The following is a 25,083-nucleotide window of genomic DNA, read 5'->3' on the forward strand; positions in this document are numbered from 1 at the left end:
ACAGGTTCAGTGCAAATAGGCGCGCTGGATCCAGGCTCGTCGGTCGATGGCCTGCCTGAGTCGCTCCTTGTTATCGGCCCAAACCGAGGGATCGACCTTGGTTGAGCGCATCAGTGTCAGCATGGCCGCCTTGGCCGCCAGGTACTCCTCCCAGGCATCGTCAGATCTGAGCTTCAACGACTCGCGCTCGGTCATCTCCATCCGCCGCAGCGCCAGTATCGACTCATCGGTGATGACCGGACTCAACGTCAACTGCACCCGGTGCGGCGCGACGAACTCCTGGGTGTCCGCGACAATCTCCCTCGCTCGCTGAGCGCCCCACGTCAAGGCGACGCAGCACTGTTCACCAACGAGCCGGTCATGGAACTCCTCGCGAATCGCCCAGCCATTGGTGCCGTAGACGCCGATAAATACTTGGGTAACCCCCTCATGACTGACCCGCGCCAGCACCTCGATGTGCTCGCCACTGCTGAGCACTTCTTCATGGGTATGGAGAGGCAATCGGATGTTGGTCCATAACCAGAACGTTGCGCCTCTTCGTCGCATCGATTTCACTCCATGAGGTGTGTCTGGAGTAAGGCACAGCAATGACAGACTTTCCATGTAGGTCGTCGGGTGATCGCGCGTAAAAAAGCCCCGCCGGACAATCGCCCGGCGGGGCTTTTTTTGCCTCTTGGTGCGACCTGCTGACGAGGAGTAAATGCGCTGTCAGGCAGGTGACCGAAGAGGCTCGGATTAAATGGTGTCCCAGGGCAGGTTCGAACTGCCAACCTTCCCCTTAGGAGGGGGATGCTCTATCCAATTGAGCTACTGAGACACAGGTCGACCACGAAGAAACGCGGTGCAATGGACGGCGAGCATGTTAACGGGCAGGCCTGCTTTTGTCATGTCGTCCTTTGGGCTTTTTAAGTGTAGGCACACGCCTTGGCGGGGCGTGGCTTTGTTTACCGTGCAAATTGCATCACCGCAAAAAGCCATCATTGCAAAATGCAATGCAGTCACCTCGCACAAATAACTTAATTCATTGTTTTTAAAGGATTTAATTGCAGTTAAACTTTTGGCATGCGGGCTGCTTTGCTGTTTTCCAAAGAACTGCGGAGGCCAGCCTCATGAACAGCGCCCTTTTACTCTCGAACGCGATCGCCCTGGCGATTCTGTTGGGCTTTCATTTTGTCCCCGAGAGCGGTGCTGAGCCAGTTGCCCAACGCATGCCTCATTACCTTCAACTGCAAAGAGCGCCTCAATTGGCGGTTATGAGCGACGAGCGCAGCTTTGTCAGCCAAGAGCTGAGCCAGGAAGGCATCCCGCTGCCTCAGTCTTCCGAACGTTTGGTATTTTGAATCACCCCATCAGGAGCACCGCATGTCCAAATCCGCCGCTGGATTTTTCATCCTCGCCTTACTGAGCGGCATTCTTCATCTGTCAGTGGTCCAGGACACGGTCGTTACCTTGCCCCTGATCGCCTGCGGCGTATTCGGTGCGCTGTTTGTGCTGGCGCTGATTGCCGGGCGCAAGATCAAGTTCGATCCGGTACTGCGATAACTCTCAACAGGTTCAGCAGATTGGCAACTGTGGTGGACAGTTCGCCTGAATTGTCGAGTCGATGGATCTGAGTGCCACCGATTGAACCCTCTGCCGTGAATAACCCATTGCGGTGGAGCCTTGCTTCAATCTCCGCAAGACTCTCGCGACCACGGCGCAACAGCCGTTCTCGCAGGACGTTATCCTTGACCGTCAACAGAACCGGCAACAGCGTTGGATATCGGTGCAGCGCCTCGACCAAATGGCCGCGGGAGCCGTTGACGAGGACATGTCGGCCGTCATTGAGCCATTGATCTATTTCGATCGGAATACCGTAATCCAGGCCATTGGCGTTCCAGCACAGTGCGAAATCGCCCTCGACTCTGTGTCGCTCGAACTCTTCCCGGGAAACTCCGATCGCATCCTCACCCACTGATTCGGCCGACCGCGTGATGAACCGACGCACCACTTCACAATTGAGCGCCTGCAACGGCTCTCGAGCGGCTTCGATGAGGCTGTCCTTGCCAGATCCAGAAGGCCCCATCAAGTAAATCAGCCTGCCATCCATCCTGAAATAGCCTCCCACTGCACGTCTGCCCCTAGTAAATCGGCCATTTGCCACTATCCTGTACACGTAAGGAACACTGATCGAATCCGCACAGCATGCACCCTCAGGCGTCTTCGGACATCACCTGTCGGCCAGGAGGATGCGGTCAGTAATACGGACTAGAGCAAACTTTTCAAACCAGTCCGCATTTCTGATAATTGGTGCTGGCATAACGCCTTTATCCAGTTCAATATTTGTCACAGAATTGACGCCAATGAACTGGCTACATTGAGGCATGATGCGAGCCTCTATCAATTCAGGTTGAACATTTGGCCAGACCGCTTGTCCTATCAGACATCCTGCGGCCAATCCCGAGAACCGCTCCCCTGAACTAACCGGTTAAATATATGCGCCCATTGAAACAGGCAATTTATTCCAGCCGTACGGCTGACAAGTTCGTCGTACGTCTGCCAGACGGAATGCGTGAACGCATTGCCGAGGTGGCTCGCAATCATCATCGCAGCATGAACTCCGAAATCATCGCGCGCCTTGAGCAGAGCCTTATTCAGGAAGGCGCGTTGGGCGAAGAATTGAGCATGCGCCTGGACAGCCCGGAGCTGTCATTGCACGAACGTGAACTGCTGCAACGCTTCCGCCAACTCTCCCACCGTCAGCAGAACGCTCTTGTTTCGCTGATTGCGCATGATGCCGAAATGGCCGCAGACGCTTCCTGATTCATTCCGAACGCTCAAGCCAGCTTAATCGCTGGCTTTTTTTGCCTGAAATTCGGGCATAAAAAACCCGCCGATTGGCGGGTTTTTAACGTCAGCAAGTCAGAGCAGGAAGATTGTCGCCAGCCCGAGAAAGATGAAAAACCCGCCGCTGTCCGTCATAGCGGTGATCATCACACTGGCGCCCATCGCAGGATCGCGCCCCAACCGCGCCAGGGTCATGGGAATCAACACTCCCGCCAATGCCGCAAGCAACAGATTGAGCGTCATGGCGGCCGTCATCACCACACCCAGAGACCAACTGCCATACAGCAGGTAGGCAACCACGCCGATCACACCGCCCCAGACCAGGCCATTGATCAGACCTACCGCCAATTCCTTGCGCATCAGGCGCGAAGTATTGCCGGTGCTGACCTGATCCAGCGCCATGGCCCGAACGATCATGGTGATCGTCTGGTTACCCGAGTTGCCACCGATACCGGCCACGATCGGCATCAATGCCGCCAGCGCCACCAGTTTCTCGATGGAGCCTTCGAAAAGACCAATCACCCGGGATGCGATAAACGCGGTGATCAGGTTAACGGCCAGCCACGCCCAACGGTTACGCAGGGATTTCCAGACTGACGCAAAAATATCTTCTTCTTCGCGCAGACCCGCCATGTTGAGAACTTCGTTTTCGCTCTCTTCACGAATCAGGTCGACCATTTCATCGATGGTCAGACGGCCGATCAGTTTGCCGTTCTTGTCGACCACAGGCGCCGAGATCAAGTCGTAACGTTCGAACGCCTGAGCAGCGTCATAGGCGTCTTCATCCGGGTGAAAACTCACCGGGTCGCTGGCCATGACTTCAGAAACCTGTTTTTCCGGGTCGTTGACCAGCAAACGCTTGATGGGCAACACGCCCTTGAGGACACCGTCGTAATCAACCACGAACAATTTGTCCGTGTGGCTCGGCAGCTCCTTGAGGCGCCGCAGGTAACGCAAAACCACTTCGAGACTGACGTCCTCACGGATCGTCACCATCTCGAAGTCCATCAGCGCACCGACCTGATCCTCGTCGTAGGACAACGCAGAGCGTACGCGCTCACGCTGCTGGCCATCGAGGGTTTCCATCAGCTCGTGGACGACGTCTCGCGGCAGCTCGGAGGCCAGGTCAGCAAGTTCGTCGGCGTCCATGTCCTTGGCCGCAGCCAGGAGCTCGTGATCGTCCATGTCGGCGATCAGCGTTTCACGAACAGAATCGGATACTTCGAGCAGAATGTCGCCGTCGCGATCGGCCTTGACCAATTGCCAGAGCATCAGACGATCGTCCAGCGGCAAGGCTTCAAGGATGTAGGCGACGTCGGCGGAGTGCAAATCATCGAGCTTGCGTTGCAACTCGACGAGGTTTTGCCGGTGAACCAGGTTCTCGACCCGGTCGTGATGCGGACCTTCCTGGCGATGAGTCAGGTCTTCGACCACCCGCTGACGCTGCAGCAGCTCAACAACTTGAGCGAGGCGGTCCTGCAAGCTTTCCTGCGTTTTCTTTACTTCAACTTCAGACATAGGCGAACTCCACTCCCAGCAGCGGGGCACGCCGGAAGGATCAATCAGTCAATTCATGATTGGAAAAACGGGGTACTGAGTAACTACTGGGTAAGTCCATGGAGGTATTCCACAAGCCCCGGCGGGGCTGACGGGCGCAATGATACACCGCCCGACGGTTTTAAACGTTAAAAAATCGTGGCTGAAACAAGCGCTTGCAAGACAAACCTGAGCACTGTCCTGATCCATCAAGCTGCGACGACTCATCCTGAAAAGAAAACACACCACAGCCGAAAAATGTAGCGACTACCCTTGAGATGGACCGTCATGGAGGACGTTTAATGCCATCGAATGCACATTATTTTTTATTGATCGCCCTGCTCTGCCCGTCGCCCTGGGCGCTAGCCACGACCGTTCACCGCTGCGAAGCGGCCAACGGGCGCATTACCTTCACTACGTTGAGCTGTACGGCCGGAGACAGCCTTTCGCTTCAGGATGTGCGCACCTTCACGCCAGGCAGCACGACCGCTCTCATGCCGGAAGCCGAGACTCGTGAAACATCAGGCATGAAAATCAAAAGGAGAGATCCGACTGTCGTCGGCAAGACCGAGGACAAATGTGGAAACCTGATCAGCGCCAGGGAACGCCGCGCAGCCATCATCAATCAGCGGGTTGTCGCCGGCATGAGTCAGCAGGACGTCGAGAGCGCCCTTGGCAAGCCAGACAAGATCAGTATTCGCAATTCAGCCACGAGCTACCGTTACGACACCAAGCGAGGTCGTAGCGCACATGTCGAGTTCGATGAGAGAGGATGCACCAAAGGAAAAGCCAAATCCCAGACGGCAAAAAGCCCGCGTTAAACGCGGGCTTTTTGGTGTTTGGTGCACTCGACAGGATTCGAACCTGTGACCGCTCGGTTCGTAGCCGAGTACTCTATCCAGCTGAGCTACGAGTGCATTTGTGTTTTTATACCAGATCACAACTGGTTGAAGCCAAGTCATTCACATTACTGCAAACAACTCTTAAATGGTGCACTCGACAGGATTCGAACCTGTGACCGCTCGGTTCGTAGCCGAGTACTCTATCCAGCTGAGCTACGAGTGCATTTGTTGCCGCGCATTATAGGCCGTTGAATCTTTTTGTAAAGCGCTTTTTTCTAGTAATTTCAACAAGTTACCGAAGAAGCCAGATTACAACGTACTACGCAAATAATGGCGGAGAACGGGGGATTCGAACCCCCGACACCCTTTTGAGGTGTACTCCCTTAGCAGGGGAGCGCCTTCGGCCACTCGGCCAGCTCTCCGCAACACGGGGCGTATATTAACCAGCTTCTTCCCCGTTTGCAAACATAAAAAACGATAAAAATTAATGGCTTGGTTCTTCGTCCTTCTCTTTCTTTATACGCAGGTAAATTTCTTCACGGTGGACAGCAACCTCTTTCGGGGCGTTGACACCGATACGCACTTGATTTCCTTTGACGCCGAGCACGGTCACGGTGATTTCGCCATCACCAATAATCAGGCTTTCTGCGCACCGACGAGTCAGAATCAGCATACCTTTCTCCTCACGCATTTCATTTCAGGGACAACAGTCTGCAAAAAAAAGGCACTCGACCTACAACCGGAGCGATCGCAGCCCTACATGCCTGAGTATTGACTAGCGCGAGCAAAAGAACAGCTTCGGGCCGCACCATTCAAAAAAACAAAAGGGCGCGGTCAGACCGCGCCCTTCGGCAAACGCATCACTCGCCCTGGCGGGCCGGCGCGTCCAGTTCAAAAGCCGTGTGCAGAGCGCGCACAGCCAGTTCCAGATACTTCTCTTCGATCACTACGGAGACTTTGATCTCCGAGGTCGAGATCATCTGGATGTTGATGCTTTCCTTGGCCAGGGATTCGAACATGCGGCTGGCCACGCCTGCGTGGGAGCGCATGCCCACACCGACGATCGACACCTTGGCAATCTTGATATCGCCAACGACTTCACGGGCACCGATCTCGCGAGCGGTGTTTTCCAGCACGGTTTGCGCTGCCTGGAAGTCATTGCGGTGCACGGTGAAGGTGAAGTCGGTGGTGTTATCGTGCGCAACGTTTTGCACGATCATGTCGACTTCGATGTTCGCGGCACTGATCGGGCCGAGAATCTTGAATGCAACGCCCGGGGTGTCTGGCACGCCACGGATGGTCAGCTTGGCTTCATCGCGGTTGAAAGCGATGCCGGAAATGATCGGCTGTTCCATGGTTTCCTCTTCATCAATAGTAATGAGGGTGCCCGGACCCTCCTTGAAGCTGTGCAGTACGCGCAGCGGAACGTTGTACTTACCGGCGAATTCCACCGCACGGATCTGCAACACCTTGGAACCGAGGCTGGCCATTTCCAGCATCTCTTCGAAGGTAATCTTGTCCAGGCGCTGAGCCACGGACACCACACGCGGGTCGGTGGTGTAGACGCCGTCGACATCGGTGTAGATCTGGCATTCGTCAGCCTTCAAGGCTGCCGCCAGTGCCACACCCGTGGTGTCGGAACCGCCACGACCAAGGGTGGTGATGTTGCCGTGTTCGTCGACGCCCTGGAAACCGGCGACAACGACCACACGACCGGCCTTCAGGTCACCCCGAATCTTCTGTTCATCAATCTGCAAGATACGCGCTTTATTGTGAGCGCTGTCCGTCAGAATCCGCACCTGACTGCCTGTGTAAGACACCGCGGGCACGCCGCGCTTGATCAGCGCCATGGCCAACAGCGCAATCGTCACCTGCTCACCGGTGGAGACGATCACATCCAGCTCACGAGGAACCGGTTGGCCGTCGCCACTGATTTGCTTGGCCAGATCGATCAGACGGTTGGTTTCGCCGCTCATTGCAGACAGCACAACCACCAGGTCATCGCCGGCCTCGCGGAATTTCTTAACCTTGTCGGCGACCTGCTCGATTCTCTCGACAGTGCCGACGGAGGTGCCTCCAAATTTCTGTACGATCAAAGCCATTTCAAAGCCGCCTCTGCCCATGAAGGGCGCCCAAATAATCACTCAAACAGCATTCTGGCCCGCCACTAGACTGCGGGCCGGACACACTGCCTTATAAACCCTGCTCTACAAATGGAACAGTCAGGGCCAATGCCGCATCCAGTGCGCCAGCGTCTACACCACCGCCCTGCGCCATGTCTGGACGACCACCGCCCTTCCCGCCCACTGCCGCAGCGGCTTGCTTCATCAAATCACCGGCTTTGAGTTGGCCAGTCAGGTCTTTGGTTACGCCTGCAACCAGAACGACCTTTTCCTCATGGACACTGCCGAGCAGGATCACTGCGCGGCCGAGTTTGTTTTTCAGTTGATCGACCAGCGCCAGCAGCGCCTTGCCGTCCTGACCGTCCAGACGCACGGCCAATACTTTCACGCCTTTGACGTCCAGGGCGGAAGCCGACAGATCGTCGCCCGCCGCGCTGGCAGCCTTGGCCTGCAACTGCTCGAGTTGCTTCTCCAGCAGACGGTTGCGCTCAAGCACAGCCGACAGCTTGTCGATCAGGTTGTCGCGGCTGCCCTTGACCAGGTTGGCCGCTTCCTTGAGTTGTTCTTCCGCAGCGTTCAAGTATGCCAGCGCCGCGGCGCCGGTGACCGCTTCGATACGACGCACGCCGGAGGCCACACCGCCTTCGCTGATGATTTTCAGCAGGCCGATGTCGCCAGTACGGTTGGCGTGGATACCACCGCACAGTTCGACGGAGAAATCACCGCCCATGCTCAGTACGCGCACGCTGTCGCCGTACTTCTCGCCGAACAGCGCCATGGCGCCCTTCTGCTTGGCGGTTTCGATATCGGTTTCTTCGGTTTCAACTTCGGAGTTCTTGCGAATCTCGGCGTTGACGATGTCTTCCAGCGCCTTCAACTGCTCAGGCTTGATGGCTTCAAAGTGGCTGAAGTCGAAGCGCAGGCGCTGACTGTCGACCAACGAGCCTTTCTGCTGAACGTGCTCGCCCAACACCTGACGCAATGCCGCATGCAGCAAGTGAGTCGCCGAGTGGTTCAGCGAAGTCGCGTGACGCACTTCGGCTTCAACGTGGGTTTCAACCGGCGCACCAATCATCAGGCTGCCCGACGCCAGCACACCGTGATGCAGGAACGCACCGCCGGTCTTGGTGGTATCGCGCACGTCGAAGCGGCTGTTGCCGGCCTGCAGATACCCGCAGTCACCGATCTGGCCGCCGGACTCAGCGTAGAACGGGGTCTGATTGAGAACGACCACACCCTCTTCGCCTTCACTGAGTACGTCGACCGACTGGCCATCCTTATAGAGGCCAACGACTTTCGCCGAACCTTTAGTCGCTTCATAGCCGGTGAATTCGGTGGCTACGTCAACCTTGACCAGGCTGTTGTAGTCCATGCCGAAGGAGCTGGCGGAACGGGCACGGACGCGCTGGGCTTCCATTTCGCGCTCGAAGCCTGCTTCGTCGATGGTCAGGCTGCGTTCGCGAGCGATGTCGCCGGTCAGGTCCATCGGGAAACCGTAGGTGTCGTACAACTTGAACACTACGTCGCCCGGCACTACCTCGCCTTTGAGCTCGGCCAGATCCTGCTCGAGGATTTTCAGGCCGTGCTCCAGGGTTTTGGAGAACTGCTCTTCTTCGGCTTTCAGCACGCGCTCGATGTGCGCTTGCTGGGACTTCAGCTCAGGGAAGGCTTCGCCCATCTCGGCGACCAGCGCTGCAACGATCTGGTAGAAGAAGCTGCCCTTGGCGCCCAGTTTGTTGCCGTGACGGCAGGCGCGACGAATGATCCGGCGCAGCACGTAGCCACGACCTTCGTTGGACGGCAGCACGCCGTCGGCAATCAGGAAACCGCACGAGCGAATGTGGTCGGCGACGACTTTCAGGGACGCCTGATTGTCGTTGCTGCAACCGATGGCCTTGGCCGATGCGCTCAGCAGGCTCTGGAACAGGTCGATTTCATAGTTCGAGTGAACGTGCTGCAGCACGGCACTGATCCGCTCCAGGCCCATGCCGGTGTCGACCGACGGTGCTGGCAGCGGGTGCAACACGCCATCGGCGGTGCGGTTGAACTGCATGAACACGTTGTTCCAGATTTCGATGTAACGGTCGCCGTCTTCTTCCGGCGAGCCCGGTGGGCCGCCCCAGATGTCGGCGCCGTGATCGTAGAAAATCTCGGTGCAAGGACCGCACGGGCCGGTATCGCCCATGGTCCAGAAGTTGTCGGAAGCGTACGGCGCGCCTTTGTTATCGCCGATACGAACCATGCGCTCGGCCGGAACGCCGATTTCCTTGGTCCAGATGTCATAGGCCTCGTCATCGCTGGCGTAGACGGTGACCCAGAGCTTTTCTTGCGGCAGGTTCAGCCACTTGTCGGACGTCAGGAAGTTCCAGGCGTAGGTGATGGCGTCACGCTTGAAATAATCACCGAAGCTGAAGTTACCCAGCATTTCGAAGAAGGTGTGGTGACGGGCGGTATAACCGACGTTTTCCAGGTCGTTGTGCTTGCCGCCGGCGCGCACGCATTTCTGGCTGCTGACCGCGCGGGTGTACGCGCGCTTTTCCTGGCCCAGGAAGCAATCCTTGAACTGGTTCATCCCCGCGTTAGTGAACAGCAGGGTTGGATCGTTGCCCGGAATCAAAGAGCTGGAGGCTACACGGGTGTGGCCTTGCTCTTCGAAGAAGCGAAGGAAGGCTTCACGGATTTCTGCGCTTTTCATTAGGTTCTTCCACGGAGGCTGCGGCCATAGGCCTGTGCGAAACGTCAACAGACGAAGCGACGGCAAAGGGCCGCATTATATCGGCCCTGCGCGCGGGGTACAGCGTGTTTATACGATAGAAACGGTCAATTGGACCGCTAACGCTATCAGTTGCGCGAAAACTCGACGAATGTCGCGACGACCTGCTCGATTTGAGCGCGGCTGACGTCCATGTGCGTGACCATACGCAGGCGCCCGGCAGCGCTGAGCTTGATCCCGCGCTCCGCGGAAAATGCCTTGATGGCCTCGGCCTTGTCGCCCATCTGCACGTAAACCATGTTGGTCTGCACCGGCTCGACCTCATAACCCGCGGCTCGCAGGCCTTCGGCCAGCAATTGGGCATTGGTGTGGTCGTCAGTCAGACGCTGAACATTATTATCCAGCGCGTACAAACCTGCCGCCGCCAGAATACCGGCCTGGCGCATACCGCCACCGACCATCTTGCGCAGACGCCGCGCCTTGCCGATCAACTCGGCCGAACCACACAGCACCGAACCGATCGGCGCGCCCAGGCCCTTGGACAGGCAGACCGAAACGGAATCGAAATACTGAGTGATCTCTCGGGCATCGACCCCCAGCTTGACCGCCGCGTTGTACAGCCGCGCGCCGTCAAGGTGCAGCGCCAGCCCGTGCTCACGGGTGAACCTGCGGGCCCGGGCCAGATACTCCAGCGGCAGGACCTTGCCCTGCATGGTGTTTTCCAGCGCCAGCAAACGGGTGCGGGCGAAGTGGAAGTCATCCGGTTTGATCGCGGCCGCGACGTGCGCCAAGTCCAGCGAACCATCCGCCTGCACTTCCAGTGGCTGCGGCTGGATCGAACCGAGCACCGCGGCCCCACCGCCTTCGTACTTATACGTGTGAGCCTGCTGGCCGACGATGTATTCGTCACCGCGCTCACAATGGGCCATCAAGCCCAGCAGATTGCTCATGGTGCCTGTCGGGACAAACAGCGCTGCAGCAAAACCCAACTGATTCGCAAGCTCGGCTTCCAGTCGATTGACCGTCGGATCTTCACCGTAAACGTCATCACCGGTGGCTGCTGCGGCCATCGCGTCGAGCATCCCTGCGGTCGGTTGGGTGACGGTGTCGCTGCGAAGATCGATAACGCTCATGAATCTGGCCTCGGTAAGCAGGGGGAAAACCCTTTCAGTAGGGAATTACTGCGGTCACGCCGACGAATAATCAACCCTTGAGTAGGAAATGGCTTCTTGATCCGACGAAAAAGTCGATAGCAATCATCAGATAGCAGCAATGCACAGGTGAGAAATATGTGTTAAAAACGCTTCGCCGCCAAACAATCTGGCGGCAAAACGTTCTCAGGGCGGGGTGCAACTCCCCACCGGCGGTAATTGCGCGCAATGCGCATAGCCCGCGAGCGCTTGGCGACAGGCACGGCAATGGCTGTGATGGCGGCAAGGTCAGCAGACCCGGTGTGATCCCGGGGCCGACGGTCATAGTCCGGATGAAGAGAGAACGGGATTGGCGCCAAAGGGCCGTCCGCAGGCATTCGTGCGAGCGTGCGTACCCTTAAATCCCATTCGATTCATATGCCCTGTTTTTTACATAAACAGGAGTCAGAACATGCAACCCACCGCAATCGATAGCAAAAGCAAAAACCATCAGGGCGAGCGCGTTGCGTTCATCCAGGCCTGCTGGCACAAAGAAATCGTCGATCAGAGCCGTAAGGGCTTTGTGGCCGAAATGATTGCTCAGGGTTATCAGGAGTCGGAGATCGACTTCTTCGAAGTCGGCGGCGCCTTTGAAATTCCGCTGCACGCCAAGCTGCTGGCCAAGTCCGGTCGTTATGCCGGCATCGTCGCTGCGGGTCTGGTGGTCGACGGCGGGATCTACCGCCACGAATTCGTCGCCCAGTCGGTGATCAGCGGCCTGATGCAGGTTCAGCTGGAAACCGAAGTGCCGGTGTTCTCGGTGGTTTTGACCCCGCACCACTTCCATGCCGGCGAAGAACATCAGAAGTTCTTCTTCGAGCATTTCGTGCATAAAGGCCAGGAAGCGGCGAAGACGTGCGCGGACACGCTGCACAAGATGCGTGTGTTGCGTCGTAATGAGCCTCGTGCGGTAGCCGTCTAGTCTGATGATCGTTCCCACGCTCTGCGTGGGAATGCCTCAATGGACGCTCTGCGTCCGCTGTTGGGACGCAGAGCGTCCCGGGCTGCATTCCCACGCGGAGCGTGGGAACGATCAGTCAGGCGAGGTTTTCGTCGGTGGTCGGCACAACCAGGATGCCGGCGCGCAGGCCGTTCTTGACCTTGGGGTTCGGGAAGATGATCCGGGCCCCCTCCTCCTCAATGATCCACCGGGTTTGGGCGATGTCTTCGGCCAGCAAATAGCCCACTTCCAACTCCGAAAAGTTCTCGATGTCCACTGGCAGGTTCAGACGGAAGCTATCGCTGTGCTTGATGATTTCTCGTGCCACGCTAAACAGCTGCAAACCGTCCAGCGCCTCTTCGGTCTGGGCCGGCTCGTTGCCTTCGATAATCTGTTTGAGGCGGGTTTCCAGCAGATCGACGTTGACCCCATCGTTCTGCCCGAAGGGCCGCGCCTTGCCCAACTCCAGGGTAAAGGACTCGGCACCGAGTTTGTCGTAGGTATAAGAGCTGAAGACGATCGACGGCTTGTTCTGCAGCAGCACCGCTTCCATGCCGGCAGCGCGCAGGCGCGCCAGTTCCAGGCGTGAATGCTGACGGCCTTCTTTCCAGGGATACAGTGCGAACTGCTCGATTTTCGAACCGCGAATGGCCGTGTGCAGGTCGTAGTGCAGACGATTACGGTCCGGCAGGCTGAAGAAACTCGCCGCCAGCCGCTCCAGTTCACAGGCGCGCAGGGCTTCGGAGCCGCTGCTTTGTTCGTGACGGCCGTTGAACAGCCGGTTGACGTCCTGTTCGATGAAACGCTCGCCTTTGCGAATCGCTTCCGGGTTGCCGAACAGGAATAGAATACGTGCGCGCGGTTTCAAGTCGCCGCGGGCGAGGTCATGCAACAGGCGATCGAGCAACTCGATCGGCGCTGTTTCGTTGCCGTGGATGCCGGCTGATAGCAGCAAGTCCAGGCCATTGTCGCGAGCTTCAGGTGGCCGGACTTCCAGCGCACCTTCACTCAACCAGCGCATGCGCACGCCTTCGACAGTCAGTTGAGTCTTCTCCGCCGGTTCGCGGCCGGCGAGGGTCAGTTCAAGCAGTTTGCCGAGGGCGAGCATAGAGCGGTTTCCTTAATGGTCGTGCGCGCAATCCGGGCCGTGCACATGGTCTTCGTCACCGACTTCAGCCGGTTCCATTTCCAGTTGCAGACTTACCAGATTAGTCGCCAATGGGCGCAGCAGCAGGTTTGCGTATTCAGCGTCACCTTCTTCGACGTCCACGCCGATCAGCAGTTGGCCGCGGCCGTCCTGCTGAATCCACAGCTCTTTGCCTTGCCACATGACCGCGACGCGGGTGCAGGACGTTTCCAGTTGCGTGCCGTCGGTGTCTTCAAGGATCAGCTGCAGGGTATCGCTCATGTTTTACGCTCTCGACGTTCAATTGATCTGGAATGGATAAACCGCGCCCAGTTTAAGGATTTGCGTCAGTTCATCCAGTGCCGTCCGGCACTCAAGCAGCAATTGCGGGTCCGCGAGATCGTTTTCGGTCATGCGGTCGCGGTAGTGCTTGTCGACCCATTCGGTCAGCGTGCCGTACAACGGTGCCGTCATGATAACCCCTGGGTTGACGGCCGCCAGTTCGGTTTCGTTGAGCGCGACGCGCAGTCGCAGGCAAGCCGGGCCACCGCCGTTCTGCATGCTCTGCTTCAAATCGAACACTTTCACTTCGCGAATCAGCCCGCCGGAGCTGGTCAAACTTTGCAGGTACTGCCAGACACGCTCGTTGCCACGGCACTCTTCCGGCACGATCAACAGCATCGAGCCGTCAGGACGCGACAGCAGTTGGCTATTGAACAGGTAGGAACGAACGGCGTCTTCGACAGTTACTGCGGAGCGCGGTACGCAGATTGCCTGAAATTTCCCACCAACTTTGGCGAGTTTGCTTTGCAATTCAGCGAGCATCTGCTCGGTGTCGAGGAACGCATCCTCGTGATAGAACAGCACCTCGCCATTACCCACCGCGATCACATCGTTGTGGAACACGCCCTGATCGATCACCGAAGGGTTCTGCTGAGCGTAAACCACGCCGTCATCGCTCAAGCCGTGCAGGCGGGCAACCGCCTGGGAGGCTTCGAGGGTCTGGCGGGCCGGGTATTTCTGCGGTGCCGGGTAACGGGTGTCGAACGCGCTGCGGCCGAACACGAAGAACTCGACGCCAGCTTCGCCGTACTCACGGCAGAAACGGGTGTGGTTGGCTGCACCTTCGTCCCCGAACTGCGCCACGGCTGGCAATGCGGCGTGGTGTGCGAAGTGCTTCTGGTCAGCAAACATAGCCCCCAGCACGCGACTGGTGGTCGGGTGTTCGATGCTGCGGTGATATTTGCAGTTCAGGTTGGCCGCCGTGAAATGCACACGGCCATCCGCGGTGTCGGCGCTCGGACTGACGGTGGCGGCGTTGGCCACCCACATGCTCGATGCCGAGCAACTGGCAACCAGCAGCGGCATGGCTTCTTTGGCTGCTTGCTCGATCACCTGAGCATCGGTGCCGCTGAAACCCAAGCGACGCAGGGCTGCCACGTCCGGGCGCTCCTGTGGTGCCAGCACGCCCTGTTGAAAGCCCATTTCCATCAGCGATTTCATTTTCGCCAGGCCTTGCAGCGCGGCTTCCTTCGGGTTCGAAGACTGCTGGCTGTTGCTCTGGGACGCGACATTGCCGTAGGACAGGCCGCCGTAGTTATGGGTCGGCCCCACTAGACCGTCAAAATTGACTTCATAGGATTTCATCAGCGAGGCTCCACGAGAATCTGTTGTTATAGGCATCAGTAACTGTTCTTTAAGACCGAGTCGCGGCCTTCGCGGGCAAGCCTCGCTCCTACAGGGGAATGCATTCCAATGTAGGAGCGAGGCTTGCCCGCGAAAGCGGTCTTACGACATGCGCACGCCGGGCGTCAAAGCGGTCGGCAAGGTCAGGCTCGGCGTTTCCAACGAAGCAACCGGGTACGCGCAGTAATCTGCCGCGTAGTAGGCGCTGGCGCGGTGGTTGCCCGAGGCGCCGACACCACCGAATGGCGCGCTGCTCGCAGCACCGGTCAGTTGCTTGTTCCAGTTGACGATGCCAGCACGGCTTTCCAGCCAGAACTGCTGATAACGTGCTTCGGAATCCGACAGCAGACCGGCCGCCAGGCCATAGTCGGTGTCGTTGGCTTCAGCGATCGCCGCTTCAAAATCAGCGTAGCGGATCACTTGCAGCAGCGGGCCGAACAGCTCTTCATCAGGACGATCAGCCACGGCCGTCACGTCCAGAATGCCTGGGGTCAGCAAGGCGGCTTGAGCGTGTGGTTGAGTCATTTCCAGCAGCGCCACGGCGCCGTTGCCCAGCAGATGCTCTTGCGCATCCATCAGGGCTTTCGCAGCACCAAGGGAAATCACCGAGCCCATGAACGGTGCCGGTTGCTGATCAAACGCGCCGACTTCAATCGTCGAGCTGACTGCCACCAGACGTGCCAGCAGTGTGTCGCCCCAGGCGCCCTGCGGCACCAGCAAGCGGCGGGCACACGTGCAACGCTGACCGGCAGAAATGAAGGCCGACTGGATGATGGTGTAAACGGCAGCATCGAGGTCTGCGACCTGATCAACGACCAGCGGGTTGTTACCGCCCATTTCCAGCGCGAGGATCTTGTCCGGACGACCGGCAAACTGCTGGTGCAGGTGATTGCCGGTGCGGCTGGAACCGGTGAAGAACAAGCCGTCGATGCCCGGGTTCGCCGCCAGGGCGATACCGGTTTCACGAGCACCTTGCAGCAGGTTCAATACGCCTGCTGGCAGGCCGGCTTCGATCCAGCACTTGACCGTCAGCTCGGCGACTTTCGGCGTCAGCTCGCTTGGCTTGAACAGCACACTGTTACCGGCCAGCAGCGCCGGCACAATATGGCCGTTCGGCAAGTGGCCAGGGAAGTTGTAAGGCCCGAACACCGCGACCACACCGTGTGGTTTGTGGCGCAGCACGGCGGTGGCGTCGCCCAATGGGCCGCTCTTCTCGCCGGTACGTTCGCGGTAGCTCTGCACCGAGATCGCTATCTTGTTGACCATGCTGGTGACTTCGGTCGCCGCTTCCCACAAGGGTTTGCCGGTCTCTTCACCGATGGTGCGAGCCAATTCGTCAGCGTTGTTCTTCAGCGCGGCGGCAAAGGCTTCCAGCACTGTGATGCGTTCTTCCAGGGTACGTCGGGCCCAGCCCGGGAATGCCTGGCGCGCGGCTTGCACGGCCGATTCAACCTGAGCCGTGGTGGCGCCCTCGCCCGTCCACAATACTTGCTGAGTGACCGGGTTCAGCGACTGAAAGGCTTCACCCTGGCCGGCCAGCCATTCACCTGCGATGTATAGCGAATTCATTATTTCGACTCCCTGGCAGCGGACAACGGAACGGCGCGCACTTGATCGCCGGCGTTGAGTTGAAGACGCTTGGCGGTCAGCGGATCGACCACCAGCGTGCCGGCGGCGAAACGTGCAGGAGCAGCAGTGATCCGGCAGTCTTCGCGCTTGCGGTTATGAATGAGGAACGGTGTGGCGTCGTCTCCCGGCGTGCCGATGGCCAGCACCAGCGCCTGGCTGTCGCGAATTGCGCGGATCTTGGCGGTTTCGCACTCCACCGCGGGACCGGCGTCGAAGATGTCGACGTAGCCTTGGTAGCTGAAACCTTCGCTCTTGAGCATGGACAACGCCGGCTCGGTGTCCGGATGAACCTTGCCGATCACGTTGCGAGCATCTGGCGACAGGAAGCAGGTGTACAACGGGAATTTCGGCATCAGTTCGGCGATGAACGCCTTGTTACCCACGCCGGTGAGGTAATCGGCCTGGCTGAATTCCATCTTGAAGAAATGCCGGCCCAGACTTTCCCAGAACGGCGAACGCCCGGCGTCATCGGACACACCGCGCATCTCGGCGATGATCTTGTTGCCGAACAGCTGTGGGAACTCGGCGATGAACAGCATCCGCGCCTTGGCCAGCATGCGACCGTTGAGGCCACTGCGGTAGTCGGCGTGCAGGAACAGCGAGCACAGCTCGGAATTGCCGGTCAGGTCGTTGGCCAGGAACAGCGTCGGTATCTCGCGGTAGATGTTCAGTTCCTGGGAAGCGCTGACGGTCAGGCCAACCCGGAAGTTGTACCAAGGCTCACGCAGACCGACGGCACCGGCGATGGCGGAAATGCCCACCACGCGGCCGTCATCGTCTTCGAGCACGAACAGGTAGTCCGCATCGCCCCGCCCGGCTTCGCCGCGGAAGGTCTTCTCGGCCCAGCCGACCCGATGGGCCAGACGTTCTTCATTGGCCGGCAACGTGGTCAGGCCGGTGCCGGTGCTGCGGGCCAGGTCGATCAGAGCGGGTAAATCGCTGCTGCGTACGGGACGAACGATCATGCTATCTCCTCAAACGGGCCGCTGCTGCCACCCGCGAAACACTTCTCTTTCCAGGCATTCAAAGCAGTCGTTAAACCGCCACCAGGCGCACGCTCGCACCTTCACCGACGCCCAGGGCTTCGGCTGCTTCCAGGTCCAGGGTCACGGGTTTGCCTGGTGCGTAATCGAGCTCAAGCAATACCGCGCGGTAATCCTGCAACTGGGCGTTGGCCACCAGGTACTGACGACCGGCGCCTTTGACCGGCTCGCCGATTTTCACCGGGACCACACGGCTCTGGGCGATCGAACGGATCCCCGAGACACGGGCGTGCAGGGTCGGGCCACCGTCGAAAATGTCGATGTAGTGATCGGTCTCGAAGCCTTCGCGCATCAGGATGTCGAAGGTGATCTGCGCCCGTGGGTGCACCTGGCCCATCGCTTCTTGAGCGGAGTCCGGCAGCAGCGGCACATAGATCGGGTAATGCGGCATCAGCTCGGCCAGGAACGTCCGGCTCTTCAGACCGCACAGACGCTCGGCAGCGGCGTAGTTGAGGTCGAAGAAGTTACGACCGATGGCATCCCAGAACGGCGAGTCGCCATTTTCATCGCTGTAACCGACGATCTCGGTCACCACCGAATCGGCAAAACGCTCCGGATGGCTGGCCACGAACAGCAAGCGACCACGGGAGTTGAGTTCCGACCAGGCCGACCCCACCAGCTCAGGCTGCACGTAGAAACTGGTCAGCAAGCTGTTGCCGGTCAGGTCGTGGCACTGGGAAAGCACGTGAATCTTGTTATGAATCTTCAGCTCGCGGGAGGCGTGCACAAAGGTTTCATTACGGAAACTGTAGAACGGCTCGGAATAACCGGCCGACGCAACGATGGCCGAACAGCCCACCAGTTTGCCGGTGGCGGTGTCTTCGAGAACGAAGAAATAGCTCTCTTCACCGTTGAAGCTGACTTCAGCGGAAAACGAAGCTTCGCTTGCTGCGATCTTGTCGCTCAGGCGTTCAACGTCATCCGGCAAGGAAGTGACACCAATCGGGCTGTCCGCAGCCAGACGCTGTACCTCGCCCAGATCAGCCATTTGCGCGGGGCGCATCACCAGCATGGTGTCACTCCTTTCTCGAAAAACTCTTTGAGGAAAATAAGCCGGGCCCTTGTAGGAGCGAAGCTTGCTCGCGAAGGTGTGTCAGCCACCGTGAGGTCGACTGACACACCTTCGCGAGCAAGCTTCGCTCCTACAGAAAAGCGGGGCCGGCATAAAAATTTGTTCGACGCCTGAAATATCAGGCGTCGAAGGGTCTATCAGGCTTGAGTCAGTTTGGCCGCAGCGCGTTCGAAACGGTCCAGACCGGCATCGATATCGGCGTCTTCAACCACCAGGCTTGGCGCGAAACGAACCACGTCGGGGCCGGCTTGCAGAATCATCAGGCCTTCTTTTTCAGCGGCGTTGAAGATGTCCTTGGCCTTGCCTTTCCAGGCATCGTTCAGCACGCAACCAATCAACAGGCCCATACCCCGGACCTCGGTGAACAGGCCGTACTTCTCACCGATCTGTTCCAGGCGAGCCTTGAACTTGTCGTGCTTGGCGTTGACGCCGGCCAGCACTTCAGGGGTATTAACCACGTCGATCACGGCTTCAGCGACAGCGCACGCCAGCGGGTTGCCGCCGTACGTGGTGCCGTGGGTGCCGACGACCAGATGTTTGGCCAGGTCTTCGGTGGTCAGCATTGCCGCGATCGGGAAACCACCGCCCAGGCTCTTGGCGCTGGTCAGGATGTCCGGGGTCACGCCGTAATGCTGGTAGGCGAACAGCTTGCCGCTGCGGCCCATGCCGGTTTGCACTTCGTCGAAGATCAGCAGCGCGTTATGCGCGGTGCAGAGTTCGCGGGCACCTTGCAGGTACTCGAGCTCAGCCGGGATGACGCCGCTCTCGCCCTGGATGGGTTCCAGGACCACAGCGCAAGTCTTGTCGGAAATGGCAGCTTTCAGCGCGGCCAGATCGTTGTACGGCACGTGGGTGATACCGGTGATCTTCGGACCGAAGCCATCGGAATACTTCGACTGACCACCGACGTTCACGGTGAACAGGGTACGCCCGTGGAAGCTGTTGAGCGCGGCGATGATTTCGTACTTCTCGCTGCCGAAACGATCGAAACCGACGCGACGGGCCAGCTTGAAGGCGGCCTCGTTGGCTTCGGCGCCGGAGTTGCAGAAGAACACGCGCTCGGCAAACGTAGCGTCGATCAGCTTATGCGCCAGGCGCAAGGCCGGCTCATTGGTGAAGACGTTGGACACGTGCCACAGCTTGTTCGCCTGTTCGGTCAAGGCACTGACCAGCGCCGGGTGCGCATGGCCCAATACGTTAACGGCAATCCCGCCGGCGAAGTCGATCAGCTCGCGGCCAGACTGGTCCCAGACGCGGGAACCGGCGCCACGCACAGGGATGAAAGCGGCAGGCGCGTAGTTGGGAACCATTACCTGGTCGAAATCGGCGCGTTGTACCGCAGCGTGCTCAACGGACATCGGAGTCTCCTGATGAGGAACACTCGCCTGAAACTGGCGAGCTTGGTGAGGATTGTAAGGACAGTTTTCAGCCCGGCCTTGCCGCCAAGCGACAACTTCTTATAGCGCAAACCCCGGTTTCAGCCGGGTTTACGGCAATGCGACATATAGCGTCGCAAAGGCGCAGTTTAAACTGCCGGCACAGGTTATAGGCAGGGTTGTCGAGCGGTGCGGTAAATATGTACCGCACGCCCTGCTTCATCGTCTGTTTTGCTTGGGTTCTATCCGATCGCTAAGGGACTAGCGCAATGAATCAAGAACTCGAGCTTACTGCTACGCCGGACGCGCACTTCCATCACGCGCTCAACAATCTGCCCGACTGGGTATTAAAAGCCTCGCCCGCCACACGCAATGCGCTGAAAAGCGCCCGACTGCAACTTCCTGATGGGCACGCCAGAGCAACCCGCGAGCAACACCAGTCGCTGAAAATGGCCAGCGAGGAACACTGGACCCGGCGCAATCGCCTGGAGGCGAGGCTGTCCAGACTGCAAAACGCCCGGGACTTTGCCGAATCACTGCTGAGTGATGCGCTGAAAACCCGCTTCGGCCTCGAACTGGACGTCAAGACCACCTTCTTGCGCCTGTACATTGCGCAGAACATCCCCTGGTTTGCGATCAAGTCCGGCGCCGCGCGTACCTGGACGGTGTCGCTGCTCGATGCCGCCCTGCACAATTTTCAGGACTCGGAAACCAAAGCGAAAGCCTATGAGTCCGCCTCGACGTTCATCACTCAGCCCTCACCCACCGGACAGTTCGACACGCTGCCCGCGATCAAGCGCCGTCTCTCTATTCAGGCGTTCACCCGCCTGTGTCGGGAACTGGATATCGGCGGCCAATACGAGACTTACCTGAAAGCATTTCTCGGGTTGAACCAGCCGGTGGCCGGCGCGGTACTGGAATCGAACGTCGTCAGTACGCACAAAGCCGCCCTTCGAGCCGCCCTGCAACTGGCCCATACCCGAGAAGACCTGCCGATCGACGCCTGGCAGGCGATTCTCGATTTTCTGGAGGGTCGCGAAGGCGTGCGGCTGGATAATCAACTACTGCACTGTCATGACCTGACGATGATGTCCTCGGTGCTGACTGGCATCGTGGTGTTCGCGCCCGAACTTCAGCGTTCACGGCAGGCAACGCCGATCATTGTCTATATTCCCGACGATCCGGAGCATCCACTCAAACACTATCCCGACTCGTTGACGTTCATCAAAGACCTGACCCGCAAGCTGCGCTCCCCCGCTTACCAAGCGTTCTTCAGTCGTTTTGTCGATCATCAGGAGCGAGGGCATTTTTTTGCCGACCTCTCCCGACGTCTGAGCAGCGTCATTTGGCATGAGCGCCAGCACGGCGATCCGCTGCCCAGTTGGCGAGACACCCCCATCGACAAACCCAACCTGCAGTTCTCGGTGAACCCGATCAAAACCGGTCTGTGGACTCACCTCTACCAGCAGCAAGTGAACAAGATCCTCAATGACGCCCGCACCCTGGCTGTATCCACCGCCAGCGCCAACCGAGCTGCACGTTGGGCGCTGTGGGACACCTTCAGCAAAGTCGCGACCACAATTCTTGAGGTCGCAACGTTCGTGGCCCTGCCCTTTGTTCCGTTTCTGGGTGAGTTAGTGCTGGCCTACATGGCCTACCAGGTACTCGACGAAACCTTTGAAGGCATTGTCGACTGGGCCGAAGGCCTGAAGACCGAAGCGTTCGGACACGTGATGACCCTCGTAGAATCGGTGGTGCAACTCGGGACATTCGCGGTGGGCGGCGCCCTGGCGGCCGGTGCGTTCAGCCGCTTGATGTCCAGCGAAGCCGTGGCACTGTTCTCCCCGCTCAAACCGGTCGAAACAGTCGGTGGCAAAACCCGATACTGGAAACCGGATCTCGCGCCTTACGAGCAGCCTGTCGATTTGCCGAAAACCACCAGGCCCGATCAGCTCGGCTTGTATCAGCATGAGGGCAAAATGCTGCTGCGCCTTGAGGACAGGCTCTACACCGTCAAACTCGATAGCGAAACCGGTCGTTTTCAGATTGAGCATCCTGACCGTGCCGATGCCTATCAACCGTCGCTTCGGCACAACCATCATGGCGCCTGGCAAACAACACTGGATCAACCCTTGACGTGGGACCGGGACACCGTGATGCGCCGCCTCGGGCACAGTGTCGAGTCGTTCAGCAGCGCCGAGCGTGAGCAAATCCTGCGCATCAGCGGCTTCCACGACAATGTATTGCGCGAGGCCCATGTCGAGAGCCAGCGCCCGCCTTCATTGCTGACCGACACCATCAAGCGCTACACAATCGATCGCGATATTCAGGCGCTGACCGAGCAGCCCGGCCACCCCGACCACTATCAAGCGCTGAACCAGCGCCTATCGCTGTTCGAATCCCGCTACCGCGAACTTGAAAACACCGATGATCGTCAGGTTCTGCTGTTGCAGGGCGAAGTCCAGGGCCTGCCAACAGACATCGCGCAAGAACTGGTGGACAACGCTTCCGGCACCGAGCTGATGCAACTGCACAACGGACGCGTTCCTCAGCGCCTGAAAGACGTGGTCGTCAAAGCCATGGAAGCGGTACGCGTCGCCAGGGCTTACGAAGGTTTCTTTCTCGACGGCATGGAAACGGCGGACACTCACCGACTGGCCTTGCACAGCCTCGAATCGATGCCCGGCTGGCCGGCCGGACTGCGCATCGAGGTCAGGGAGTTTTCCGAGACCGGGTCATTGCGCGACAACATTGGACCGAGCGACGCACCGCTCCTCAAGACACTGATGCATGCGGATGACGGCACTTATCAGGTTCATGGAAACAGCGAGCCAGCCGCTAACTTCTATCACGCCCTGCTTCAGGTGCTGCCAGAGACGGAGCGCACTGCGCTGGGGGTTTCTGTCGAAGACGCCAGAGCGTTCAAACAGCGCATTGCCGAGCACGCGATCAATCAACCGGAATTGCGCAAGCTGTTCGCCAAAAACCCTCATCGAAAACCCTTTTACGATCCGACGACCATGCGCCTGCCTGGAGGCACGGACGGCTACCGCCGAAGTCATCGCCCGACGCCAACGCTTGATGATCGGGTTCGCGAGGTTTATCCCGGCTTGTCTGCGGAGGAGCTGCGCGCCGTCGTCTCCCAGCTGCAACGCCATCCCGACGGCGCTCGCATGGAACTTTCACGCCTGTCGCGCGAACTCGATCAATTGCATCGGGATCTGGAACGCTGGGTCACCGATGCCCCCACCGTCCACCACGAAACCGGGCTGCCGCTCGACGATGTGGAACAACAGGCGACGCAACACAATCGCCGGTTGCTGGCTCAGGAAATCCAGGACAGTTGGCGCCGACAGACCGAGCGGGACTTCGATGCGCCGGATGGCACCGACCGCTATTTGCTGCGGTTTGCCGAACCTGTCCCAGGAGACCTGCCAAACCTGACGGCGGACTTCAGCCATGTCTCGATGCTCATGCTCGAGGGCACTCATGCGGTGCATGGCGTCCCCGGCTTTCTGCAGCAATTCCCCGGGCTTCTTCGACTGGAGTTGCGCCGTTTCTCGCTGAACTCGCTTCCCGAGGTCATCGGGCAAATGGCAAATCTTGAGACATTGATACTGAGCGATTGCGCAATCAATTTCGATGCCGTCGCCTGGTCAAAGCTGTCATCGATGAAAAAACTGAAGATGCTGGATCTCAACCGGAATCCGATCGAAGGCGTGCCGCAGATCGATTCAATGCCAGAACTCGTTCATCTGGACCTGAACCATACCGGGCTGACTGACATCCCCGGCGGCGCCCTGCAAAACATTCGTCTCAAAACGCTCTTGTTGATGAACAACAACATCAGCGAGTTGCCTGCCGAACTGTTCGAGAGCCCGGTGTATGAAAAGCGCGGCGTGCATCTTTCTGACAACCCGCTCAACGACCAGGCACGAGAACTGATCAAGCAGTATTACTTCGAGACGTCTTACGACCTGGGTGTTTCGGCACCCGATGCGGATATCCAACGCGTCAAGGCGCTGTACCCAAATCTGGAAATCGGACAGGCCAGCGACTTCGTGTATGAATTACCCGGCACATTGGGAGAGGGCCGCACAGAACTTGCAAAGCTGGAAGCAGAACTCTCTCAATTGAGCGACGATCTCGCCGCATGGACGGCCGACCTTCCGCCGCTGCACCCGCTGACGGGGCAACCGTTCGATGCACAGCAATTGTTTATCGAGCACGCCAACCGTGACGATTTCAAGTAAGCACTGGAGCGATGCTGGCGTCATGAATCCGAACTGGATGATTTCAATGATTCGCTTGAGCCAACGTTTGAACTGGTCATCGATCAACAGATAAATGGAGAATTGCCTGCCCTCAGTGCCGACTTCAGCCATGTGTCCACGCTGGAGCTGCAAGGTGTCGATGGCGAAACGCGCATCGGGCGTTTCCTGGATGCTTTCCCCAACCTGAAAACCCTTCGCTTGCGCGAATACGATCTAGGCAACATTCCCGACGCCGTGTTCAAAATGGGTCGACTGCGCTCGCTGTCACTTGCCAGGTGCCGTATCAGTTTGTCAGTGGAATCGGCAAACGCGCTGGCCGGCATGGAGCACCTCGACTACCTCGATCTGGGCTACAACCCACTGGGGCATACACCTGATCTGAGGCAGATGCCGGATCTGGCGACCGTCCTGCTCAACGACACCGGCATTACCGAAGTACCGCCCGGACTACTTCAACTGGAGGAACTGGACTGGGCAGACCTGAGCATGAATGCCATCACCGAATTCCCCAGCGACCTGATGGAACTGCCAGTGGAAACGGCGGAAAACATCTCATTGCGAGGCAACCCGTTTTCTGAGGAAAGCCTGGGACGGCTGATCAACTATTACGAACGCACCCGCGTGGACTTTGGGGTGGAAGAGGTGATCAACCGGGGTGAAATGGACATTTCGACGTCTGAAGGGTCCGAAGTCGAGGCTTGATTCGG

Annotated in this window: 19 protein-coding genes, 4 tRNA genes, 1 pseudogene and 1 riboswitch; of the genes and pseudogenes, 6 read left to right on the forward strand and 18 right to left on the reverse strand. The window is 58.6% G+C overall.

The features are described from left to right. Positions 1 to 6: 6 nt before the first annotated feature. Positions 7 to 546, reverse strand: a complete 540-nt coding sequence (locus tag ACYZT5_RS16900) for a hypothetical protein (RefSeq protein ID WP_462052071.1) — start codon at positions 544 to 546, stop codon at positions 7 to 9. A 194-nt stretch (positions 547 to 740) separates the two neighbouring features. After that, positions 741 to 817 (reverse strand) — tRNA-Arg (locus ACYZT5_RS16905). Between the two features lie 292 nt (positions 818 to 1,109). Here ACYZT5_RS16905 and ACYZT5_RS16910 point away from each other — a divergent pair. Then, a complete protein-coding gene (locus tag ACYZT5_RS16910; RefSeq protein WP_462052072.1) occupies positions 1,110 to 1,340 on the forward strand; it encodes a hypothetical protein in 231 nt (76 codons plus the stop codon). Between the two features lie 22 nt (positions 1,341 to 1,362). Further along, the gene (locus tag ACYZT5_RS16915; RefSeq protein WP_074879199.1) at positions 1,363 to 1,542 is read left to right on the forward strand and encodes a PA3371 family protein; all 180 of its coding nucleotides are present in this window, start codon (positions 1,363 to 1,365) and stop codon (positions 1,540 to 1,542) included. Here the strand turns inward: ACYZT5_RS16915 and phnN are convergent. Further along, on the reverse strand, positions 1,517 to 2,089 hold the full coding sequence (gene phnN / locus ACYZT5_RS16920) for a phosphonate metabolism protein/1,5-bisphosphokinase (PRPP-forming) PhnN (RefSeq protein WP_462052073.1): 573 nt from the start codon (positions 2,087 to 2,089) through the stop codon (positions 1,517 to 1,519). The two genes, ACYZT5_RS16915 and phnN, sit on opposite strands and share 26 nt — an antisense overlap. 386 nt (positions 2,090 to 2,475) lie before the next feature. Here phnN and ACYZT5_RS16925 point away from each other — a divergent pair, with 386 nt between their 5' ends. After that, positions 2,476 to 2,802 (forward strand): Arc family DNA-binding protein, encoded by a 327-nt coding sequence (locus tag ACYZT5_RS16925; RefSeq protein WP_003178899.1) that lies wholly within the window; start codon positions 2,476 to 2,478, stop codon positions 2,800 to 2,802. 99 nt (positions 2,803 to 2,901) lie between these two features. On the opposite strand, the gene mgtE is transcribed toward ACYZT5_RS16925, so the two are convergent. Next, positions 2,902 to 4,344 (reverse strand): magnesium transporter, encoded by a 1,443-nt coding sequence (gene mgtE, locus ACYZT5_RS16930; RefSeq protein ID WP_462052074.1) that lies wholly within the window; start codon positions 4,342 to 4,344, stop codon positions 2,902 to 2,904. A 320-nt stretch (positions 4,345 to 4,664) separates the two neighbouring features. Between mgtE and ACYZT5_RS16935 the strand changes: the two genes are divergently transcribed. Beyond that, entirely contained in the window at positions 4,665 to 5,183 is a 519-nt protein-coding gene (locus ACYZT5_RS16935; protein WP_462052075.1) for a cell envelope protein SmpA, read from the forward strand. A 19-nt stretch (positions 5,184 to 5,202) separates the two neighbouring features. Here the strand turns inward: ACYZT5_RS16935 and ACYZT5_RS16940 are convergent. The 7 genes from ACYZT5_RS16940 to ltaE form a co-directional block, all read right to left on the reverse strand. After that, positions 5,203 to 5,279 (reverse strand) — tRNA-Arg (locus tag ACYZT5_RS16940). A 71-nt stretch (positions 5,280 to 5,350) separates the two neighbouring features. After that, a tRNA-Arg gene (locus ACYZT5_RS16945) sits at positions 5,351 to 5,427 on the reverse strand. 108 nt (positions 5,428 to 5,535) lie between these two features. Then, positions 5,536 to 5,626, reverse strand: a tRNA-Ser gene (locus ACYZT5_RS16950). Positions 5,627 to 5,688: 62 nt separating this feature from the next. Further along, positions 5,689 to 5,877: a carbon storage regulator CsrA gene (gene csrA / locus ACYZT5_RS16955; RefSeq protein WP_002554426.1), complete on the reverse strand. Its 189-nt coding sequence runs from the start codon at positions 5,875 to 5,877 to the stop codon at positions 5,689 to 5,691. A 187-nt stretch (positions 5,878 to 6,064) separates the two neighbouring features. Then, complete coding sequence (locus ACYZT5_RS16960; RefSeq protein ID WP_129437628.1) at positions 6,065 to 7,306, reverse strand: aspartate kinase; 1,242 nt, start codon at positions 7,304 to 7,306, stop codon at positions 6,065 to 6,067. 91 nt (positions 7,307 to 7,397) lie between these two features. Then, the gene (gene alaS / locus ACYZT5_RS16965) at positions 7,398 to 10,022 is read right to left on the reverse strand and encodes an alanine--tRNA ligase (RefSeq protein ID WP_462052076.1); all 2,625 of its coding nucleotides are present in this window, start codon (positions 10,020 to 10,022) and stop codon (positions 7,398 to 7,400) included. A 146-nt stretch (positions 10,023 to 10,168) separates the two neighbouring features. Next, on the reverse strand, positions 10,169 to 11,173 hold the full coding sequence (gene ltaE / locus ACYZT5_RS16970; RefSeq protein WP_462052077.1) for a low-specificity L-threonine aldolase: 1,005 nt from the start codon (positions 11,171 to 11,173) through the stop codon (positions 10,169 to 10,171). A gap of 196 nt (positions 11,174 to 11,369) precedes the next feature. After that, positions 11,370 to 11,540, forward strand: a riboswitch (FMN riboswitch). Between the two features lie 102 nt (positions 11,541 to 11,642). On the opposite strand from ltaE, the gene ACYZT5_RS16975 reads away from it, so the two are divergent. Beyond that, on the forward strand, positions 11,643 to 12,152 hold the full coding sequence (locus ACYZT5_RS16975; RefSeq protein ID WP_462052078.1) for a 6,7-dimethyl-8-ribityllumazine synthase: 510 nt from the start codon (positions 11,643 to 11,645) through the stop codon (positions 12,150 to 12,152). Between the two features lie 115 nt (positions 12,153 to 12,267). Here the strand turns inward: ACYZT5_RS16975 and astE are convergent, their stop codons facing one another. From astE to ACYZT5_RS17010, 7 genes are all read right to left on the reverse strand, one after another. Next, a complete protein-coding gene (gene astE, locus ACYZT5_RS16980) occupies positions 12,268 to 13,278 on the reverse strand; it encodes a succinylglutamate desuccinylase (protein ID WP_462052079.1) in 1,011 nt (336 codons plus the stop codon). A 12-nt stretch (positions 13,279 to 13,290) separates the two neighbouring features. Continuing rightward, positions 13,291 to 13,578: a hypothetical protein gene (locus ACYZT5_RS16985; RefSeq protein ID WP_033056735.1), complete on the reverse strand. Its 288-nt coding sequence runs from the start codon at positions 13,576 to 13,578 to the stop codon at positions 13,291 to 13,293. An 18-nt stretch (positions 13,579 to 13,596) separates the two neighbouring features. Continuing rightward, entirely contained in the window at positions 13,597 to 14,943 is a 1,347-nt protein-coding gene (gene astB, locus ACYZT5_RS16990) for an N-succinylarginine dihydrolase (protein ID WP_462052080.1), read from the reverse strand. A gap of 141 nt (positions 14,944 to 15,084) precedes the next feature. Beyond that, positions 15,085 to 16,554: a succinylglutamate-semialdehyde dehydrogenase gene (gene astD / locus ACYZT5_RS16995; RefSeq protein WP_462052263.1), complete on the reverse strand. Its 1,470-nt coding sequence runs from the start codon at positions 16,552 to 16,554 to the stop codon at positions 15,085 to 15,087. Then, positions 16,551 to 17,576 (reverse strand): arginine N-succinyltransferase, encoded by a 1,026-nt coding sequence (astA, locus tag ACYZT5_RS17000; protein WP_462052081.1) that lies wholly within the window; start codon positions 17,574 to 17,576, stop codon positions 16,551 to 16,553. Before astA ends, astD begins: the two co-directional genes overlap by 4 nt. 70 nt (positions 17,577 to 17,646) lie before the next feature. Further along, positions 17,647 to 18,666 (reverse strand): arginine/ornithine succinyltransferase subunit alpha, encoded by a 1,020-nt coding sequence (gene aruF / locus ACYZT5_RS17005; protein WP_462052082.1) that lies wholly within the window; start codon positions 18,664 to 18,666, stop codon positions 17,647 to 17,649. Positions 18,667 to 18,863: 197 nt separating this feature from the next. Further along, positions 18,864 to 20,084, reverse strand: coding sequence for an aspartate aminotransferase family protein (locus ACYZT5_RS17010; RefSeq protein WP_462052083.1), 1,221 nt, complete (start codon positions 20,082 to 20,084; stop codon positions 18,864 to 18,866). Between the two features lie 287 nt (positions 20,085 to 20,371). Here ACYZT5_RS17010 and ACYZT5_RS17015 point away from each other — a divergent pair. After that, positions 20,372 to 25,078, forward strand: a pseudogene (locus ACYZT5_RS17015) (dermonecrotic toxin domain-containing protein). Positions 25,079 to 25,083 lie beyond the last annotated feature (5 nt).

The sequence above is a fragment of the Pseudomonas sp. LB3P14 genome, assembly GCF_054898045.1.

What these genes read in the sequence shown, in the direction of transcription:
- ACYZT5_RS16960 (WP_129437628.1), bottom strand. Translation starts at nt 7,306, where the DNA reads ATGGCTTTGATCGTACAGAAATTTGGAGGCACCTCCGTCGGCACTGTC.
- astB (WP_462052080.1), bottom strand. Translation starts at nt 14,943, where the DNA reads ATGAAATCCTATGAAGTCAATTTTGACGGTCTAGTGGGGCCGACCCAT.
- aruF (WP_462052082.1), bottom strand. Translation starts at nt 18,666, where the DNA reads ATGCTGGTGATGCGCCCCGCGCAAATGGCTGATCTGGGCGAGGTACAG.
- astE (WP_462052079.1), bottom strand. Translation starts at nt 13,278, where the DNA reads ATGCTCGCCCTCGGCAAACTGCTTGAACTGACCCTCGCCGGCCGCGAA.
- ACYZT5_RS16925 (WP_003178899.1), top strand. Translation starts at nt 2,476, where the DNA reads ATGCGCCCATTGAAACAGGCAATTTATTCCAGCCGTACGGCTGACAAG.
- ACYZT5_RS16935 (WP_462052075.1), top strand. Translation starts at nt 4,665, where the DNA reads ATGCCATCGAATGCACATTATTTTTTATTGATCGCCCTGCTCTGCCCG.
- ACYZT5_RS16985 (WP_033056735.1), bottom strand. Translation starts at nt 13,578, where the DNA reads ATGAGCGATACCCTGCAGCTGATCCTTGAAGACACCGACGGCACGCAA.
- phnN (WP_462052073.1), bottom strand. Translation starts at nt 2,089, where the DNA reads ATGGATGGCAGGCTGATTTACTTGATGGGGCCTTCTGGATCTGGCAAG.
- ltaE (WP_462052077.1), bottom strand. Translation starts at nt 11,173, where the DNA reads ATGAGCGTTATCGATCTTCGCAGCGACACCGTCACCCAACCGACCGCA.
- astA (WP_462052081.1), bottom strand. Translation starts at nt 17,576, where the DNA reads ATGATCGTTCGTCCCGTACGCAGCAGCGATTTACCCGCTCTGATCGAC.
- ACYZT5_RS16975 (WP_462052078.1), top strand. Translation starts at nt 11,643, where the DNA reads ATGCAACCCACCGCAATCGATAGCAAAAGCAAAAACCATCAGGGCGAG.
- ACYZT5_RS16910 (WP_462052072.1), top strand. Translation starts at nt 1,110, where the DNA reads ATGAACAGCGCCCTTTTACTCTCGAACGCGATCGCCCTGGCGATTCTG.
- alaS (WP_462052076.1), bottom strand. Translation starts at nt 10,022, where the DNA reads ATGAAAAGCGCAGAAATCCGTGAAGCCTTCCTTCGCTTCTTCGAAGAG.
- ACYZT5_RS16900 (WP_462052071.1), bottom strand. Translation starts at nt 546, where the DNA reads ATGCGACGAAGAGGCGCAACGTTCTGGTTATGGACCAACATCCGATTG.
- mgtE (WP_462052074.1), bottom strand. Translation starts at nt 4,344, where the DNA reads ATGTCTGAAGTTGAAGTAAAGAAAACGCAGGAAAGCTTGCAGGACCGC.
- csrA (WP_002554426.1), bottom strand. Translation starts at nt 5,877, where the DNA reads ATGCTGATTCTGACTCGTCGGTGCGCAGAAAGCCTGATTATTGGTGAT.
- ACYZT5_RS17010 (WP_462052083.1), bottom strand. Translation starts at nt 20,084, where the DNA reads ATGTCCGTTGAGCACGCTGCGGTACAACGCGCCGATTTCGACCAGGTA.
- ACYZT5_RS16915 (WP_074879199.1), top strand. Translation starts at nt 1,363, where the DNA reads ATGTCCAAATCCGCCGCTGGATTTTTCATCCTCGCCTTACTGAGCGGC.